This is a genomic window from Micromonospora sp. NPDC007271, assembly GCF_040634005.1.
Taxonomy (GTDB): Bacteria; Actinomycetota; Actinomycetes; order Mycobacteriales; family Micromonosporaceae; genus Micromonospora.
In genome coordinates this window covers 48418-65099 of the sequence record NZ_JBEYER010000031.1, presented here as the reverse complement: position 1 = coordinate 65099, position 16682 = coordinate 48418, and the positions used below count along the sequence as shown (strand labels likewise).

Annotated in this window: 12 protein-coding genes and 1 pseudogene; 6 read left to right on the top strand and 7 right to left on the bottom strand. The window is 72.4% G+C overall.

Annotated features, from left to right (window positions below; genetic code table 11):
- The 4 genes and pseudogenes from ABZ570_RS14090 to ABZ570_RS14075 all read left to right on the top strand — a co-directional run.
- Nucleotides 1-570 (top strand): annotated as a pseudogene (locus tag ABZ570_RS14090) (hydroxymethylbilane synthase); the annotation flags it as partial.
- Nucleotides 567-2147 (top strand): uroporphyrinogen-III synthase, encoded by a 1581-nt coding sequence (locus ABZ570_RS14085; protein WP_358062053.1) that lies wholly within the window; start codon nt 567-569, stop codon nt 2145-2147. The pseudogene ABZ570_RS14090 and the gene ABZ570_RS14085, both read left to right, overlap by 4 nt.
- A gap of 16 nt (nt 2148-2163) precedes the next feature.
- Nucleotides 2164-3147 carry a porphobilinogen synthase gene (gene hemB / locus ABZ570_RS14080; RefSeq protein ID WP_358062050.1) on the top strand — a complete coding sequence of 328 codons (984 nt, stop codon included), beginning with the start codon at nt 2164-2166 and terminating at the stop codon, nt 3145-3147.
- A gap of 434 nt (nt 3148-3581) precedes the next feature.
- Entirely contained in the window at nt 3582-4151 is a 570-nt protein-coding gene (locus ABZ570_RS14075; RefSeq protein ID WP_358062047.1) for a helix-turn-helix domain-containing protein, read from the top strand.
- Between the two features lie 96 nt (nt 4152-4247).
- Here the strand turns inward: ABZ570_RS14075 and ABZ570_RS14070 are convergent, their stop codons facing one another.
- The 3 genes from ABZ570_RS14070 to ABZ570_RS14060 form a co-directional block, all read right to left on the bottom strand.
- Nucleotides 4248-7220, bottom strand: a complete 2973-nt coding sequence (locus ABZ570_RS14070; protein WP_358062044.1) for a lamin tail domain-containing protein — start codon at nt 7218-7220, stop codon at nt 4248-4250.
- Between the two features lie 96 nt (nt 7221-7316).
- Nucleotides 7317-8333 (bottom strand): GNAT family N-acetyltransferase, encoded by a 1017-nt coding sequence (locus tag ABZ570_RS14065; RefSeq protein WP_358062061.1) that lies wholly within the window; start codon nt 8331-8333, stop codon nt 7317-7319.
- A 72-nt stretch (nt 8334-8405) separates the two neighbouring features.
- Complete coding sequence (locus ABZ570_RS14060) at nt 8406-9596, bottom strand: lytic murein transglycosylase (RefSeq protein ID WP_358062059.1); 1191 nt, start codon at nt 9594-9596, stop codon at nt 8406-8408.
- 56 nt (nt 9597-9652) lie between these two features.
- Between ABZ570_RS14060 and ABZ570_RS14055 the strand changes: the two genes are divergently transcribed.
- Entirely contained in the window at nt 9653-9874 is a 222-nt protein-coding gene (locus ABZ570_RS14055) for a zinc ribbon domain-containing protein (RefSeq protein ID WP_358062041.1), read from the top strand.
- Between the two features lie 159 nt (nt 9875-10033).
- Here the strand turns inward: ABZ570_RS14055 and ABZ570_RS14050 are convergent, their stop codons facing one another.
- Nucleotides 10034-11689 (bottom strand): family 10 glycosylhydrolase, encoded by a 1656-nt coding sequence (locus tag ABZ570_RS14050; RefSeq protein WP_358062038.1) that lies wholly within the window; start codon nt 11687-11689, stop codon nt 10034-10036.
- Between the two features lie 305 nt (nt 11690-11994).
- On the opposite strand from ABZ570_RS14050, the gene ABZ570_RS14045 reads away from it, so the two are divergent.
- Complete coding sequence (locus ABZ570_RS14045) at nt 11995-13515, top strand: amino acid permease (protein WP_358062035.1); 1521 nt, start codon at nt 11995-11997, stop codon at nt 13513-13515.
- Between the two features lie 17 nt (nt 13516-13532).
- On the opposite strand, the gene ABZ570_RS14040 is transcribed toward ABZ570_RS14045, so the two are convergent.
- Genes ABZ570_RS14040 through ABZ570_RS14030 form a run of 3 tightly spaced genes read right to left on the bottom strand, consistent with a single transcriptional unit; the run spans nt 13533 to nt 16667 of the window.
- On the bottom strand, nt 13533-14357 hold the full coding sequence (locus ABZ570_RS14040) for a carbohydrate ABC transporter permease (protein WP_358062032.1): 825 nt from the start codon (nt 14355-14357) through the stop codon (nt 13533-13535).
- Between the two features lie 10 nt (nt 14358-14367).
- A complete protein-coding gene (locus ABZ570_RS14035) occupies nt 14368-15330 on the bottom strand; it encodes a sugar ABC transporter permease (protein WP_358062029.1) in 963 nt (320 codons plus the stop codon).
- Between the two features lie 5 nt (nt 15331-15335).
- Nucleotides 15336-16667, bottom strand: coding sequence for an ABC transporter substrate-binding protein (locus ABZ570_RS14030; protein WP_358062026.1), 1332 nt, complete (start codon nt 16665-16667; stop codon nt 15336-15338).
- Nucleotides 16668-16682: the final 15 nt, after the last annotated feature.

The window sequence follows — 16682 nt, the reverse complement described above, 5'->3', positions numbered from 1 at the left end:
GCGCTCGGGATGCAGCTGGAGGTCACCCCGATCCGGGGCAACGTGGACACCCGCCTCGGTCGGGTCCTCGGCCCGGACGCCGACCTGGACGCCATCGTCCTGGCCCGGGCCGGGCTCGCCCGGCTCGGCCGGACCGACGTGATCACCGAGACGCTCGATCCGATGCTGATGCTCCCCGCGCCCGCCCAGGGCGCGCTGGCGGTGGAGTGCCGGATCGACGACCAGGACATGGTCGAGCTGCTCGCGGTGCTCGACCACGCACCGTCCCGCGCCGCGGTCATCGCGGAGCGGGCGTTGCTGGCCACCCTGGAGGCCGGGTGCAGCGCGCCCGTCGCCGCCTACGGCGAACTCGCCGAGGGTGATGCCGGTGAGGAGATCTATCTGCGCGGTGCGGTGATCAGCCCGGACGGTACCCGTGACCTTCGGCTGTCCCGCACCGGAACGCCCGCCGACGCGGCGGAGATCGGCAAGGCACTCGCCGCCGAACTCCTCGAACTCGGCGCCGACTCGATCCTCGGCCAAGAAGGACACGCCGGCCCGGGGACCCAGCAATTTGGGAGCACAGAATGACCCGCACCCGTAAGCCCGTAGGCCGTATCGCGTTCGTCGGGGCCGGTCCCGGCGACCCGGGCCTGCTGACCCGCCGGGCGCACGACGCTCTGGTCGACGCCGACCAGGTGGTGTACGACCGGGGAATCCCCGAGCCACTGCTCGACCACGTCCGCGCCCAGGCCAAGTCCGACACCCAGTTCAGCCCGGCCGAGGGCGTACCGGGGGACGTGGCGAAGGTGCTGATCTCCGCGGCCCGCTCCGGGCAGAACGCGGTGCACCTGGTCGCCGGTGACCCGTTCGGCCACGAGTCGGTGGTCAAGGAGGTGCAGGCCGTGGCGCGCACCGCCGCGCACTTCGAGGTGGTGCCGGGCGTCGGCCAGGCCGCGGGGGTGGCCACCTACGCGGGCGTGCCGCTGCCGGGGGTGCGGACCGCCGCCGACGTCGAGGACGTCGCCACGCTGGACTTCGACGCGTTGGCCGCGGCGGTCGGCCGGGGCTCGCTGGCCCTGGCCGTGGACGCCGGCGACCTGGCCGCGATCCGGGACGGCCTGCTGGCCGCCGGGATGGACGGCACCACCGCCGTCGGGGTGACCGGCGACGGCACCGGCGAGACGCAGTACACCACCACGTCGACCGTGGACTCCTTCGTCGCGGCGGCGCTCGGTTTCACCGGCCGCGTCGTGCTCACCATCGGTGCGGGTGTCTCCGAACGCGACAAGCTGAGCTGGTGGGAGAACCGGCCGCTGTACGGCTGGAAGGTGCTCGTACCCCGGACCAAGGAGCAGGCCGGCGTGATGAGCGCCCGGCTGCGGGCGTACGGGGCGATCCCGTGCGAGGTGCCGACCATCGCCGTCGAGCCGCCGCGTACCCCCGCCCAGATGGAGCGGGCGATCAAGGGCCTGGTCGACGGCCGGTACGCCTGGGTGATCTTCACCTCGGTGAACGCGGTGCGGGCCGTCTGGGAGAAGTTCGCCGAGCACGGCCTGGACGCCCGCCACTTCGGCGGCGTCAAGATCGCGTGCATCGGTGAGGCCACCGCGGACGCCGTCCGGGCGTTCGGCATCCAGCCGGAGCTGGTGCCCTCAGGCGAGCAGACCTCGGAGGGGCTGCTGGCCGAGTTCTCGCCGCACGACGAGATCCTCGACCCGGTCGGCCGGGTGCTGCTGCCGCGGGCCGACATCGCCACCGAGACCCTGGCCGCCGGGCTCACCGAACGGGGCTGGGAGGTCGACGACGTGACCGCGTACCGGACGGTCCGGGCCGCCCCGCCGCCGGCCGAGATCCGCGACGCGATCAAGTCGGGCGGGTTCGACGCGGTTCTCTTCACGTCCTCCTCGACCGTGCGCAATCTCGTCGGTATCGCCGGGAAGCCGCACGCGCGTACCGTGGTTGCCGTCATCGGGCCCAAGACGGCGGAGACGGCGACGGAGTTCGGCCTGCGGGTCGACGTGCAGCCGGCCCACGCCTCGGTGCCCGACCTGGTGGAGGCGCTCGCCGCCTACGCCGTCGAGCTGCGCGAGAAGCTGGCCGCCATGCCGGCCAAGCAGCGCCGCGGCTCGAAGGTGCAGGGGCCCACCGCGCTGAGGTTCCGGTAGTCGTAGGGAGAGTCCCATGCCGTACCCCGAGATCCGGCCCCGCCGGCTGCGTCGCAACGCGGCCGTGCGGCGGCTGGTCTCCGAGACCCGCGTCGACCCGGCCGAGCTGGTCCTGCCCATGTTCGTCAAGGAGGGGCTGACCGAGCCGCGCGCCGTCGCGTCGCTGCCGGGGGTGCTCCAGCACTCCCGGGACTCGCTCCGCAAGGCCGCCGTCGAGGCGGTCCAGGCCGGGATCGGCGGGCTCATGCTCTTCGGCGTGCCGGCGTCCCGGGACGAGTCCGGGTCCGGTGGCCTCGACCCGGACGGCATCCTCAACGTGGCGATCCGGGACGTCATCGCCGAGGTGGGCGACGCCACGGTGGTGATGAGTGACCTCTGCCTGGACGAGTTCACCTCGCACGGGCACTGCGGCCTGCTCACCCCGGACGGCGCGGTGGACAACGACGCCACGCTGGAGGCGTACGCCCGGATGGCGGTCGCCCAGGCGGACGCCGGGGTCCACGTGGTCGGGCCGTCCGGGATGATGGACGGCCAGGTCGGCGTGGTCCGGCGGGCCCTGGACGCCGCCGGCCACCAGGACGTGGCGGTGCTCGCGTACGCGGTCAAGTACGCCTCGGCCTTCTTCGGCCCGTTCCGGGACGCGGTCGAGTCGGCCCTGGACGGCGACCGGCGCGCCTACCAGCAGGACCCGGCGAACCTGCGGGAGTCCCTACGCGAGGTCGAGCTGGACGTCGCCGAGGGCGCCGACATGGTGATGGTCAAGCCGGCCCTGCCGTATCTCGACGTGGTGGCGGCGGTCCGGGCCGCGGTGGACGTCCCGGTCGCCGCCTACCAGGTCTCCGGCGAGTACGCGATGGTCGAGGCGGCCGCCGCGAACGGCTGGATCGACCGGGAGCGGGTGATGCTGGAGACGCTCACCTCGATTCGTCGAGCCGGCGCGCAGATCATCCTCACCTACTGGGCGGTCGAGGCTGCCCAACTGCTCCGCCAGCGCCACTGAGCGGTGCCGGGGGGCGCGCCCCGCGACGCTCGGTGCCCCCGCGTGGCTCATCGCGGTGCCCTTCGGTCGGCCATTGCCGATCGTCACTCTGCGTGCCGAAGCTGCGGTCTCCCGGCCCTTCCCGCCACCCGCTTTGCTCTGCAGCCATCCACGCAGCAGCAACCCTCTGTGCCTGATGCGTATCCGGCTGCAGAGCAAAGTGGGGTGAGGGGTGGGGGGACGTCGATGGGGCCCCGGGGGCGTATGCCCGATTCGAGCCTTGTGGAACGGCGGTTCGGCGGGTCTGCGATGGACGGCGACGTCACGAGCGTCACCCACGGTCACTTACACATTGGGTAACCACTGTGCCGCAGGTTGTCCACCGTGGCCGCAGTCGTCCACAGGCGGGCCGGCCGGGGTTGCCGCGGTGCGGCCCCAGGGGAGAACGTTGCGGAGTGACCGATCCCCGCACGCCCGACCGGCCCGCCACCGTCGAGGGCAGCCCCGAGCCGCCCACGGTGCTCACCGAGCCCTTCGACATTCCCTGGCCCGCCGCCGGGATCGTCCGGGCGGTTCGTCGCCGCGCCGACGCCAGCCAGCGTGAGCTGGCCCGGCTCGCTCGGGTGCATCCGAGCACCATCGGCCGGATCGAGGCGGGCACCTTGACCCCGAGCCTCGCCATGCTGCACCGGATCATCAGCGTGGCGGGCTTCCGCCTCGCCGTGGTCGACGAGTCCGGCCGAGTTCTCAAGCCCATGCGCGACCGGGCCGACCTGCGCGACGGGGCGGGGCGCCGCTACCCCGCCCACCTCGACATCGTCGTCGATCCCGAGCCGGGGGAGTGGTGGGCCGACCGGTACGGCCTGGCCCGCCCGCCCGAGACCTTCTACCGCGATCGCGCGGTCCGGGACGCCCTGCGACGCCGCAGCCAGTGGGAGGTGCGGGTGGCCAAGTACCGGGCCGTCCCGCCGCCGCCCGACCCGCAGCGGTGCGGGTACCGGAAGGACCCGCCTCCCGGTCGATGAACCGGGCGACGGGCCGCTACGCGACGGGCCGCTACGCGGCGGGCCGCTACGCGGCGGGCCGCTACGCGGCGGGCCGCTACGCGGCGGAGCGATCCGTCAGTCGTCGTTGAGGATGGTGCCGACGGCCACCGAGCCCGGGAGCCGGAGCTCCGGCACGCCGGTCACGTACAGCCTGAGCTGCTCGTCCGCCTCGACCTTCCGGTCGCCACGGACGGTCACCGGGAAGGCGAGCGACGTCTGACCGGCCGCGAGCGTCCGGCAGCCGACGTACGGGTCGTAGTCCGGGCCGGCCTGCGCGCTGGTGCCGTAGGTGGCGGCGCAGATCAGGGCCGGCTCGGAGAGCGGCCGGGACACGGTCACGGTGAACGTCAGGGCTCTCCCGCCCTTGTCGCCCTCCAGCACCGAGGCATCGGCGACGCTGAGCGAGACGCCGGAGCGGAACCGGGCCACCTGCGGATCGTGGTCGCTGGCAGCCCGGTCACCGAGGCCCGCGGCGTCGGACGGGTAGTCGGCGTTGACGTGCGCCGCACGCACCTGGACCAGATCGCCGTGCAGCTTGTCGTTGACGAAGAGGTTGTCCAGCGTCTGCGCCTGCCCGCCGTACGCGTACGAGTAGGCCGCGGCCGGTACGTCCGCCGCCAGGTCGTCCCAGAGGTTGTGCATCCCGGCCTGGTACAGCGGCCCGAGCTGGTCTGACGGGGTCGGGTCCGCCGCCGTGGCGATCGGGTCGTCCGGACGCGGGAAGACGTTCAGGTCACCGCCGTAGACGATCCGGGCATTCGGATCGCCGGCCCGGATGGCCCGCACCAGCGCGGCCCCGTACGCCGCCTGTTCCCGTCGCTGCCCGACCCGTGTGTCCGGGCCGGACGAGTAGTGGTTGCTGACCGCCCAGAGTGGGTAGTGCTCAGACGAGCCGGGGGCTGCCGCCACGGTGAACCTGGCCACCTGCGGCGCCCGGGTGTAGACGTTGGCGCCGTCCACCCCCGTGGCGCGGTCCACATCGGCCGGGAGCACCGCGTTGAACGCCTTCGGGTTCTGCACGTCCGAGTTGGACGGCAGTCCCGCCGAGCGGTACTGCACCGGCGGAGCGGTGCCCAGCAGCGGGTCGGTGACGGCCGCCTCGGCCAGCGTCAACCGGTCGGTGCGGTAGAGGAACGCCGAGGTGATGCCCCGGGCGTCCGCCCCGGAGCGGTCGTACGCCGCCGTGTAGGCCGGGCCGCCGTTGGCCGCGATGGCCAGTGCCAGCTCCTGGACGGTGTCCGGCGCGCCGTCGGCGTCGTCGGCGTCCCCGCAGATCAGCCTGCCGTGGGCCACCGAGCAGATGTCCTGGTCCTCGGCCTCCTGCACCAGCACCAGGTCCGGGCTGTGCAGGCTGCCGATGATCTGCCGGGCCAGCACGTCGAGCCGGTCGTTGTACGCCTCCTCGCTGTCCGGCACGTAGTCGAACGGCGCGCTGACCCCGGGACAGCCCAGGTTGCCGGCGAAGTCGCAGCCGTCGAACGGGTCGTCCCGGTAGTCGTAGAGGTTCTCCAGGTTGTAGGTGGCGACCGCGATCTCGGCGTCGCGGTCCGCCGGCTGCGGCGGGTTGTTCGCCGCCGGGTCGGCGCCGCCGGTGAGGGTGAGCTGCTCCGGCTGCACGGCGTACTTGCTGAACGCGTACGAGACGGCGCCGTAGGCGTCCTCGGTGAGCGTGTCGTACGTGCGGGCCGCCGGCAACAGCGCGGTGGAGTCCCCGGCGGTCGCCTTCACCCCGCCCGCGCCGAGCAGGATGCGCTGGTTGTTGCCGTTGTCGAAGACGGTGCCCGGAATGTCGTCCAGCGGGTGTGCGTCCCGGTACACCCGGCGGGCGTACGGGTCGGTCCGCTTCATGATCGGGTCCTCGCGGTCCACCACGTAGATCTCGGAGTCGGCGGTGGACGGGTAGCTGTGTCGCGGGGCGGAGACGCCGCTGCCCGAGCGGACCCGCAGCCGGGCGCCCTCGTGCCGCTCCCAGAACCGGTCGGCGGCGGCCGCGTCGGCGGGCGGCACGGCGTCGTCGACCTGCACGGCGGTGTCGACGTCGAGCCCGGAGTCGAGCTTGCTCACCAGGGTGGCGCTGGAGAGCTGGGTCTGGTTGAAGTACTCCGACACCCGGGCGCGCAGCACCACCTCGTCGCCGACGGTCGGGGTGTAGCCGCCGAGCAAGGTGGTGAACGAGCCCATGAAGACGAAGACGCCGTCCGAGGTGAGCGGGTCGCCGTCCTCGGTGCCCCGGCGACTCTGAAGGTAGAAGCCGTGCTGCTCGGCGCCGGCGGAGCTCCGGGTGAGCGACAGCTGGGTGATCACACCGCGCACGTCGTACAGCGCGGAGCTGGTGCCGTTGCCGCTGGCCGGGGCGAGCGGGGAGCGGTCGGTGCGGGGGTCCTCGTCGTCGGCGGTGCGGCCCTGCACCTCGCCGACGGACAGCACGGCGGTGGCGAGCGGGTCGCCTGCGCCGGCGGCGTGGCCGCCCAGCCCGTCGAAGGTGTCGGTGGGGAAGCCGGCCCACTGCTCGGCCGGGTCGAACGCATCGAACGGGTCGGTGTCGCCGGTGGTCACGGACGGGAGCCGGCGCAGGGTGTTGTCGGCGGTGCTGGTGAGCCCCGTGCCCCACTCGGTGCCCGCGTCGACACCGACCTGCCCGATCGAGTCGAGCACGGTGTCGCCCTTGCGTAGCACGATCGCGTCGTAGCCGTTGTGGAGCGCTCCGCCGTACGTCTGGTCGGCCTCGGCGAGGATCGCGGGCGCGGCCGTGGTGGCGGCGAAGACGAAGACGTCGTCGGCGGCGATGGTGCCGCTCAGCGGGATGTTCGTCGGAGTGGCGGCGCCGTCGAGGTAGAGCTGGATCTGGTAGCCGTCGGCGGCCAGGTCGACCGGGGCGCCGCTGCCGTTGTAGAGCTCGATGGCCTTGTTGCTGGCCAGGCCCTCGACGTACTCCGAGATGAACAGGTCGGTGGGCCCGGCGCTGGCCGGGGACGGTGCGATACCGATGGTCGCGACGGAGACGGCGGCGGTGGTCGCGAACGCGGCGAACGTGCGGCGCGGGCGCATCGGGCCTCCACGATGAGTGGACGGGAACGAACGCACGTTAAGCGCCGCCCCGGTCCGGCGTCCATCCCCTGGCCAGCCGGATGATGGGGCAGCTCCTCAGCGTGGGGGGTCGAGGTGGTGGACCAGTTCGGCGACGTCCACGCTGTATTCGCACCACTCCCGGTCGGGACGGTAGCCCAGCTCCGCGTTGACCTTCAGCATCGCCTCGTTGGCCTGCGCGTTCCAGGTCTGCACCTCGACCAGCTCCGGCTCGGCCGAGCGCAGCTCCAGCAGCATCCGTGCCTTGATGGCCCGGTCGATGCCGTAACCGCGGTGGTCGCGGACCACGATGGTGTCGTACTGGTCGGCCCGGGTCGGGTGCTGCGCCGGCACCACCACCTCGGTCAGCCCGGCCACCTCGCCGGTCTGCTCGTGCAGGGCCAGCACGATGTACGGCTTCATCCCCCGCCGGTGCAGCGTGTCCAGGCTGGCCCGCAGCCGCTCCGGGTCGTACGAGCTGGGCCGCAGCTCGCCGTCGTCGACGTCCCGCACCTCGGCCTTGGCCCGCGCGTACGCCTCGATCAGGTCGTCCGGCGGGCCGCCCGGGCAGAACTCCAGGTGGTAGCCGGCGCCGACACCGGTGGCCATCTCGGCCAGCGCCGGCCAGTCCACCGCGTTCAGGTCGAGCACGCTGCGGGTCTCGACGTACTCGCGGGTGAAGCCGAGCGACTCGTAGAACGCCACGGCCGGGGTGCCGCCGACCACCTCCACCCCGATCGACTGGAACCCCTCGTCCCAGACCCGCCGGGCCGCCACCCGGACCAGCTCGCGGCCGAGGCCGGTGCGCCGGGCCGCCGGGTGCACCAGCACCTCCAGCACCCCGATCCCGCCGAGGAGCAGCACGTTGACGTGCCCCGACAGCACGTCCGGGGCGGCGTCTGGGGCCGGCTCGGCCTGGGCGACCCAGGAGATCCGCCGCTCACCGGGCATCACCTCGGAGAGGTACTCCCGCAGCGAGCTCTCCCGCCACGGCGGATCCTGCGGCAGGTCGGCCGCCAACACCGCGTTCAGCGTGCCCAGCAGCGACGCGATCTCGTCGGACGACGCGTTCCGAGGGTCCCACTCGCGCACCATCACCCGTCTAGCTTGCCGGCAACGGCTGCCCGGGGGAAGGGTTCAGTTCTCGAATGTACGCACGTGATCACGTCACGTGCTGGTCAGCCGGCCGTACTCGTTCGCCTTGTCGAAGACGGCCTGGGCGTACCGGCGCACGTCGTTGTAGGAGAGGATGGCGGCCCACCAGTCGCCCGGAATGGTCAGGTTCCGGCCGCCCTTGCAGAGGTACTGGCCGGCGGCCAGGGCGGCGTCGTCGATGTCGTGGGGATTCTTGGTCCCGTCGTTGTCGGCGTCCGCGCCGATCTCCTGCCAGGTGCTCGGGATGAACTGCATGGGCCCGATCGCCCGGTCGTGGACGGTGTCGCCGTCGAGCCGGCCCTGGTCCGTGTCGAGGATCCGCAAGCGGCCGCCCTGCCCGTCCAGGGGGTCGCCGCGGATCTCCGGTGCGGCGACGCCGTTCGGCTGCAGGGTCGCGCCGTTGGCCGAACCGTGCCGCGACTCGACGTACCCGATGGCGGCGAGCGTGGTCCAGCTGAGCTGGCAGCTCCGGTGCGTCTGGCGGAGCACCAGCTCGGCGTAGCCGTACGCCTGCGCCGCGACCACCGGGATGTCGGTCTTCCGGTTGACCTCCGCCGCCCACGCGGCCAGCGCGTCGGCGGGCCGGCCGGTCGGTGCCGGCCCCACGACCGGTCCGGTCGGCTGCCCGACGCCCGGCGGCGTCATGGTGGCCAGGTCGGTCGCCCCGGGCGGCCCGGTGGGGCCGTCGGTCGCCCCGGGGGTCGCGCCGTCCGCCGGGACGCCGCCCGCCGGCCCCGTCGCGGTGGCGTCGACGGCCACCGGCCGCGGCTTGCCGAGGGTCGCCGGCACCAGCAGCGCGCCGGCTGCCGCGGTGGCCGCGACCAGGGCGAGCAGGAAGAGGCCGCCGAGGGTGGTCCGGCCGCTCGGGCGGCGGGACCAGTCCCGGGTGGCGCGGGCCGCGGCGACGGTGAGCTGCCGGGGCGGCGGGATCCGGACCGCGTGCGCGAACGGCACCCGCCGACGTCGGTCGGCCGTCGAGCCGCCCCGCTCGGGGTCCGCGCCGACGGCAGCCTCCGTCGACGGGGAGACAGTCGTGGCCGCTGCCGCTGCCGCTGCCGGTGCCGTGCCGTCGGGGGCGGGCGGGGCGGTGCCGGCCCCGGTGGCCGGCCGGGGACGGGGCACGAGAGCCGGCGCGGCCCCGCCGTCGGGTGGCACGGCCGGTCGCAGGGGCCGAACCGTCGATCGCTCCTCGCCGTCCACCACCCGTCGAGTATCACCCATGACTGTCGTCGCGTCCGGCCCGGCCGTACCCTGGTGGCATGCCCCGGTACGAGTTCCGCTGCCGCGCCTGCGGCGACACCTTCGAGGTCAACCGGCCGATGGCCGAGGCCGGCCAGCCGGCGTCCTGCCCGCAGGGACACACCGACACGGTGAAGCTGCTGTCGACCGTCGCGGTCACCGGCCGCGGTGGCGCCGGCCCGGCCGGCGGGGCGCCCGCCCCGGCCGGCGGTGGCTGCTGCGGCGGCGCCTGCGGCTGCTGACTCCGCTCGCCGGTCCTGGCGGCCTTGCCGCAGGTGATCACCAGGTGTCGATCGCCATCGATTGATACGCGGTGGCGATCAAGCTCCGGTTTGATGACGTGCCGCCGAACAGTCGGATGCCCCCGGCCGCCGGAGCGGTCGGGGGCATCCCGAGGTGCGTCAGTACACGAAGCGCGCCGGGCTGGCCGGGCTCTCGTTCCAGACCCGGTCGAGGGCGGTCACGTGGTAGGTGTACGCCTTCCCGGCTTCCGCGCCGGTGTCCACCCAGGACTGGACGTCGCCGTCCGTGCCGCGCACGGTGCCGACCAGGTGGGACGCGTCGGCGAAACCGCACGCGTCGACGTGGCCGTCGCCGTCGAACCGGTAGATCGCGTACGAGGTGGCGGTGCCGAACGGACCCTTGCCGTTCGCCGGCTGCCGCCAGGTCAGCCGCACGCCGTCGTCCTGCCGCTCCACGCCGGTCACCACGGGGGCGAGCAGTCGCCGCGACGGGAGCTGGGACATCGCCGGCACCAGTGCCGGGCGGGAGTAGTGCTCGGCGGCGTAGATGTCGGTGGCGCCCATCCGGTTCGCCCGCACCTGCACCGCGGAGAAGTGCACGTTGCCGAGCACCTCGGGGTACGAGCGGTTCAGCGTCAGGTGGTCCGACAGCTCGCGCGGGTTCATCCAGTACGACCCGTACGCCGGGTCACCGCTCTTGTAGTCGGCCTGCCCGATGTAGAGGTGGACGTTGGTGCCGCGCACCTGCTCGGCCCACCACGGCACCAGGCGGGCGTAGTCGGCCGCCGGGTACTGGCCGATGTACCAGTACAGCTGCGGCACCACGTAGTCGATCCACTCCTCCTTGATCCACTTACGGGTGTCGGCGGAGATGATGTCGTACGACTGCGAGCCGGTGGTGTCCGAGCCGGCCGGGTCGGCCGACTTGTTGCGCCAGATGCCGAACGGGCTGACCCCGAACTTCACCCACGGCTTGGCCGCCTTGATCTTGGCGTTCATCTCCTGGACCAGCAGGTTGATGTTGTCCCGCCGCCAGTCGGCCCGATCGGTGAAGCCCCGGTTGTACTGGGCGAAGGTGGCGTCGTCCGGCACCTGGTAGGTGCCGCTCGGGTACGGGTAGAAGTAGTCGTCGAAGTGCACGCCGTCGATGTCGTACCGGTTGACCGCGTCCATCATCGCGGTCTCGACGAACTCGCGGACCTCCGGAATGCCGGGGTTGTAGTAGAGCCGGCTGCCGGCGACGCCGGCCGGCGGGTACGCGAACACCCAGTCCGGGTGCTGCCGGGCCGGGTGGTTGGGCGCGAGCTTCGACAGGTCCGCGCCGGCGCCCGGGGCGGGCATCGAGACCCGGTACGGGTTCATCCAGGCGTGGAACTCCAGGTTCCGCTTGTGTGACTCCTCGACGAGGAAGGCCAGCGGGTCCCAGCCCGGGTCCTTGCCGCGTACCCCGGTCAGGTACTCCGACCACGGCTCGTACGGCGACGGCCAGAACGCGTCGGCGGTGGGGCGGACCTGCACCACGACGGCGTTGTGGTTGAGCTGCTGGGCCAGGTCCAGCCAGCCCAGGTACTCCGCCTTCTGCTTGGCGACCTGGTCCGGCGCGGTCTGGGACGCCTTGCTGGGCCAGTCGATGTTGGTCACCGACGCGATCCACAAGGCCCGGAACTGCCGCTTCGGGGTGGCCGGGTCGGTGGCGCAGGTGGTCGAGGGTGTGGTGGTGGCGTCGGTGTCCGCGGCGCGCGCGGGGGTGCCGGCGGCGAGTGCGCCGAGCAGCGCCACGGCCAGCCCGGCGGCGCTGAGCCGAGTTGCCTTCATGCGGTGCGGTCCCTTCGTTGGGCTCCCGGAGGTGTCGGGTGGCGGCGGACACCCCGGCGTATCCGGAAAGATTCGCCGTCGAACATCCGCCGTAGGTAGGAAACTTTCATCAATCCCCGAGGTATGCAAGACCTCTGGGCGGATCGATGCCCAGGCGGGACCGAATGTCCGAGGGCGGGCCGGTGCCCCCGGCGCTGTGTGATCTCGCCCACACGCCGGGTGAGCGATTAGTGGGGCCGGTGCCTGGGTAGCTTGCCCGGTCACCGACCGCCGCCGTGGTGGTCGTACGGCGGGAGGTGATTGGCGTGTCCGTCCTGCGAACCAAACCGATCCGGGACGTGCTGGCCCAGGGTGGCGACGACGGCGGCGGGCCAGGGAGCCGCCTGCGCCGCCGGCTCGGCGCGCTCGACCTCATGGGCTTCGGCATCGGCATCGTGATCGGCACCGGCATCTTCACGCTGACCGGCATCGAGGCGAAGAACCACGCGGGCCCCGGCGTGGTCCTCTCGTTCGCCATCGGCGGCGTGGTCGCCCTGCTCGCCGCCCTCTGCTACGCCGAGCTGGCGTCCAGCGTGCCGACCGCCGGCAGCGCCTACACCTACGCGTACGCGACGATGGGCGAGATCGTCGCCTGGATCATCGGCTGGGACCTGCTGCTGGAGTTCGCGCTCGGCTCGGCGGTGGTGGCCCGCGGCTGGTCCGGCTACCTCGCCGACCTCTTCGGCCTGCCCAGCGCCTGGTTCGCCGAGGAGGGCAGCGTGGTCAACCTCGGCGCGATCGCCGTCGTGCTGATCCTCGGCCTCGTGGCCACCGTCGGCATCCGCGAGTCCGCCCGGGTCACCAACCTGCTGGTCCTGGTCAAGGTCGCCATCTGCGTCTTCATCGTGGTCGCCGGGCTGTTCCTCGTGAAGGCCGCCAACCTCAGCCCGTTCATCCCGGCGGCCGAGCCGGCGGGCGCTGGCGAGGACGGCGTGCGGCAGCCGGTCACCCAGGCCATCTTCGGGCTGGAGCCCTCCGTCTTCGGGTTCGCCGGGGTGCTCACCGCCGCCGCGGTGGTGTTCTTCGCGTACACCGGGTTCGAGGCGGTGGCGAACCTCGGCGAGGAGACCCGGAAGCCGCGCCGGGACCTGCCGCTCGGCCTGCTCGGCACGCTGTTGATCTCCACCGTGTTGTACATCGGCGTCTCGCTGGTCGTGGTCGGCATGGTCCGCTACACCGACATCGACGAGGGCGCACCGATCGCCTCGGCCTTCAAGGCCGCCGGCGCCGGGTGGGCCGCCGTGCTGGTCTCCATCGCCGCCATCGCCGGCCTGACCAGCGTGATCCTGGTCGAGCTGGTGGCCATGGGCCGGATCGGCTTCGCCATCGCCCGGGACGGGCTGATTCCGCCGGCGATCGCCCGGGTGCACCCGCGCTGGGGCACCCCGTACCGGATCTCGGCGATCGTGACGGTCGGCGTCGCGCTGCTCGCCGGCTTCCTGCCGCTCACCGCGCTCGCCGACCTGGTCAGCATCGGCGCGCTCGGCGCGTTCCTGCTGGTCTCGGTCGCGGTGCCGATTCTGCGCCGGCGACGGCCGGGGCTGGAGCGGCCGTTCACCGTGCCGTTCTCCCCGGTGCTGCCGATCGGGTCGGCGCTGGCCTGCTTCTACCTGATGCTCAACCTGTCGGTGGAGACCTGGATCCGGTTCCTCGCCTGGATGCTGCTCGGGGCCGCCATCTACTTCGGCTACGGCCACCGGCGCAACCGGCTCGCCCGCCGCGAGGCCGGCGCGCCGGCCGCCGTCCCCGGCGGCCGGGATCCGGTCGACCAGTTCGGGCGAGGGTGAGCACCACGGACGGCCGATCAGCCCTTGAGGCCGCTGCGGGAGACACCCTGGATGACGTGGCGCTGGGCGAGCACGAAGAGGACCAGCACCGGCACGCTGGCCAGCACGGCACCCGCCATGATCACCGGGTAGTCGGTGTTGTACGCCCCCTGCAACAGCCCCAGGCCGGCCGGCAGGGTCAGCCGCTCCGGGCTGAACAGCACGTAGATCGGCCAGAGGAAGTCGTTCCAGTTGGTGAGGAAGGACAGCACCGCGAGCGTGGCCAGCGCCGGCCTCGACAGCGGCAGCAGCACCCGGGTGAAGACCTGCCAGTGGTTCGCCCCGTCCAGCACCGCGGCCTCCTCCAGCTCCCGGGGGATGGAGAGGAAGAACTGCCGCAGGAAGAACACCCCGAAGGCACTCGCCGCCCCCGGCACCACCACCACGGTGAGGGTGTCGATCCAGCCCAGCCGGTCGGCGATGACGAAGTTCGGGATGATCAGGGAGGTGGGCGGGATGAACAGCGTGCCCACGATCAGCGCGAAGCTCAGCGACCGGCCGCGGAAGCGCAGTCGGGCCAGCGCGTACGCGGCCATCGAGGCGGTCGCCAGCACCAGCAGCGCGTGCAGGGCGGCGGCCAGCATGCTGTTGAGGAACCAGCGCAGCACCGGGTTGGCGTCGTTGTGCAGGATCCCCTCGAAGCCGTACGTGGCGAACGGGCGCGGCAGCCAGCTGGGCGGGATGCGTTGCGCGTCGCCGTAGGTCTTGAGCGAGGTGAGCAGCATCCAGACCAGTGGGGTGACGAACACCAGGGCGAGCAGCACCAGGACGGCGTAGCGCCCGGCGCGACGGAGCGTCGGCATGGCTGTCTCCTCAGTCTTCCCGGTACCGGAAGAACCGGAAGTTGACGATGCTGATCACCGCGAGCGCCAGCGCGAAGAGGATGCTCATCGCCGCCGCCTTCCCGGCGTCGTTGTCCCGCAGACCCTCGTCCACGATCCGCCAGACCACGGTCCGGGTCTGCTGCCCCGGCGCGCCCTGGGTGATCAGGTACGCCTGGCCGAAGACGTTCGCCGAGGCCAGGATCGTGGTGGTGAGCACGAACAGCAGCACCGGCCGCAGCCCGGGCAGGGTGACGTTGCGGAACCGGTCCCAGCTGCCGGCGCCGTCGACCTTCGCCGCCTCGTACAGCTCCGCCGGGATGTCCTGCAAGCCGGCCAGGTAGATCACCGCGTTGAACCCGGAGGTCCACCAGACCGTCACCCCGACCAGCGACACCCAGGCCCACGGCACGTCGGTCACCCACGGGGTGTCCGACGGTAGCCCCACCGCGGCGAGCAGGTGGTTGACCAGGCCCAGGTTGGCGTCGAGCAGGAAGCGCCAGAGCAGGCCGATCACGGCCACCCCGAGGACGTACGGGGCGAAGTAGACGGCCCGGAAGAACGTCCGCCCGGGGAACGAGCGGTTGAGCAGCAGGGCCAGCCCGAGGGGGACCACCACCAGCAGCGGCACCGAGAGCACGGTGAAGGTGGCGGTGGCGCGGACGCTGGCCCACCAGTCCGCGTAGTCGGCCGACTCGCGGTCGAAGAGGTCCCGGTAGTTGTCCAGTCCGACGAAGGGGCGGTGCGGCAGTTGCAGATCCCACTGGTGCACGCTGAGCCAGAGTCCGAAGAAGATCGGCAGCAGGCCGAAGCCGAGGAAGAGCACCAGGTACGGCGCGAGGAAGAGGTACGGGGTGGCCCGGTTGCCCCGGCGCGAGGCTCCCCGCCGGGCCGTCCGCCCCGCCGGGGGCGGCGCGTCCCGGCGCGCCGCCCCGGCCTCGATGACGTCGGCCACCGGCCTCAGCTCCCGTACTTCTTGCGGTTGTCCTCGAGCTGCTTGTCGGCCTTGGCCACGCCGTCGTCCAGGGCCTGCTTCGGCGACTTCTTGCCGAGCGCCGCCTCGTTGAACGCGGTGTAGAAGGTGGTGATCACCTCGCCGAGCCCGGGAGCGGCCGGCGGGAACGCGGCGTACTCCAGCTCGGGCGCGAGGGAGCTGATCTCCGGCAGGGCCTTGAACTCGGCGCTCTCCCGGACGGCCTTGCGGGCCGGCACCTGGCCGCCCGTGGCCCAGTCCAGTGAGTGCTGGCTCAGCCAGTTGATGAAGACCTTGGCCCCGGCGATCTTGTTGTTGTCGGCGCTGCGCTGCTTGACGATGGTGAAGTTGTGCGAGTTGGCCCAGGCCGCCTGCTGGCTGCCGATCTGCGGCAACGGCGCGACGCCCCACTGCACGTCCGCGCTCTTCTTCAGGTCGTTGACCTGCCAGATGCCGTTCCAGTTGAAGGCGTTCTTCCCGCTCTTGAGCGCCAGGTAGTCGGCGTCCTGCCCGACGTTGGCCGGCGAGTGGCCCTGCTTGATCAGGTCGACCAGCCAGGTGCACGCCTCGACCGCCTGGTCGGAGTTGAAGGTCGCCTTCGCCACGTCGGCGTCGAAGAGGGTGCCACCCCACTGGTGCAGCAGGCTGTAGAAGGTCATCCCGCCGGTGAACTGGAACGGGCTCACCCAGAAGCCCTGCACGCCGGACTTCTTCAGCTCGGTCAGCGCCGCCTCGTACTCCGCGCGGTTGGTCGGCGGCTTCTCCGGGTCCAGGCCGGCCTTCTGCATGACCGCCTTGTTGTAGTAGAAGCCGAGCGGGTGCATGTCCAGCGGGATGCCGTACCGCTTGTCGTGGTAGAGGCCGCCCTTCCAGACCGTCGGCGCGAAGTCCGCCTCGCTGAGTTCCAGCGCCTTCGCCACGTCGTCCAGCTCGGTGATCACCCCGCGGGCGGCGAAGGTGGCGAGCTGGTCCATGTGCATGACCGCGATGTCCGGCCCGACCCCGCTGGAGGCCGCGCTCGGCAGCTTGGCGTAGTAGTCCTCCCAGCGGTACGTGTTGACCGCGATGGCGATGTTCTGGTGCTCGGCGTTGAACTGCTCGACGAGCTTCTTGAAGATGTCGCCGTCGCCGCCGGTGAAGCCGTTCCACAGCTTCAGGTCGACCTTGGGGCCGGTGTAGTCCTTGCCGCCGTTGCCGGCGGCGCCGGACCGGTCGGAGCTGCTGCCACCGCCGCAGCCGGTCAGGGTCAGCGTGGCCGCGGCGCCGAGTCCGACGCCGAGGCCGAGCAGGCGTCGCCGGCTCATCTCGTTCTGGATCATGGCTTCTCCTTGGGG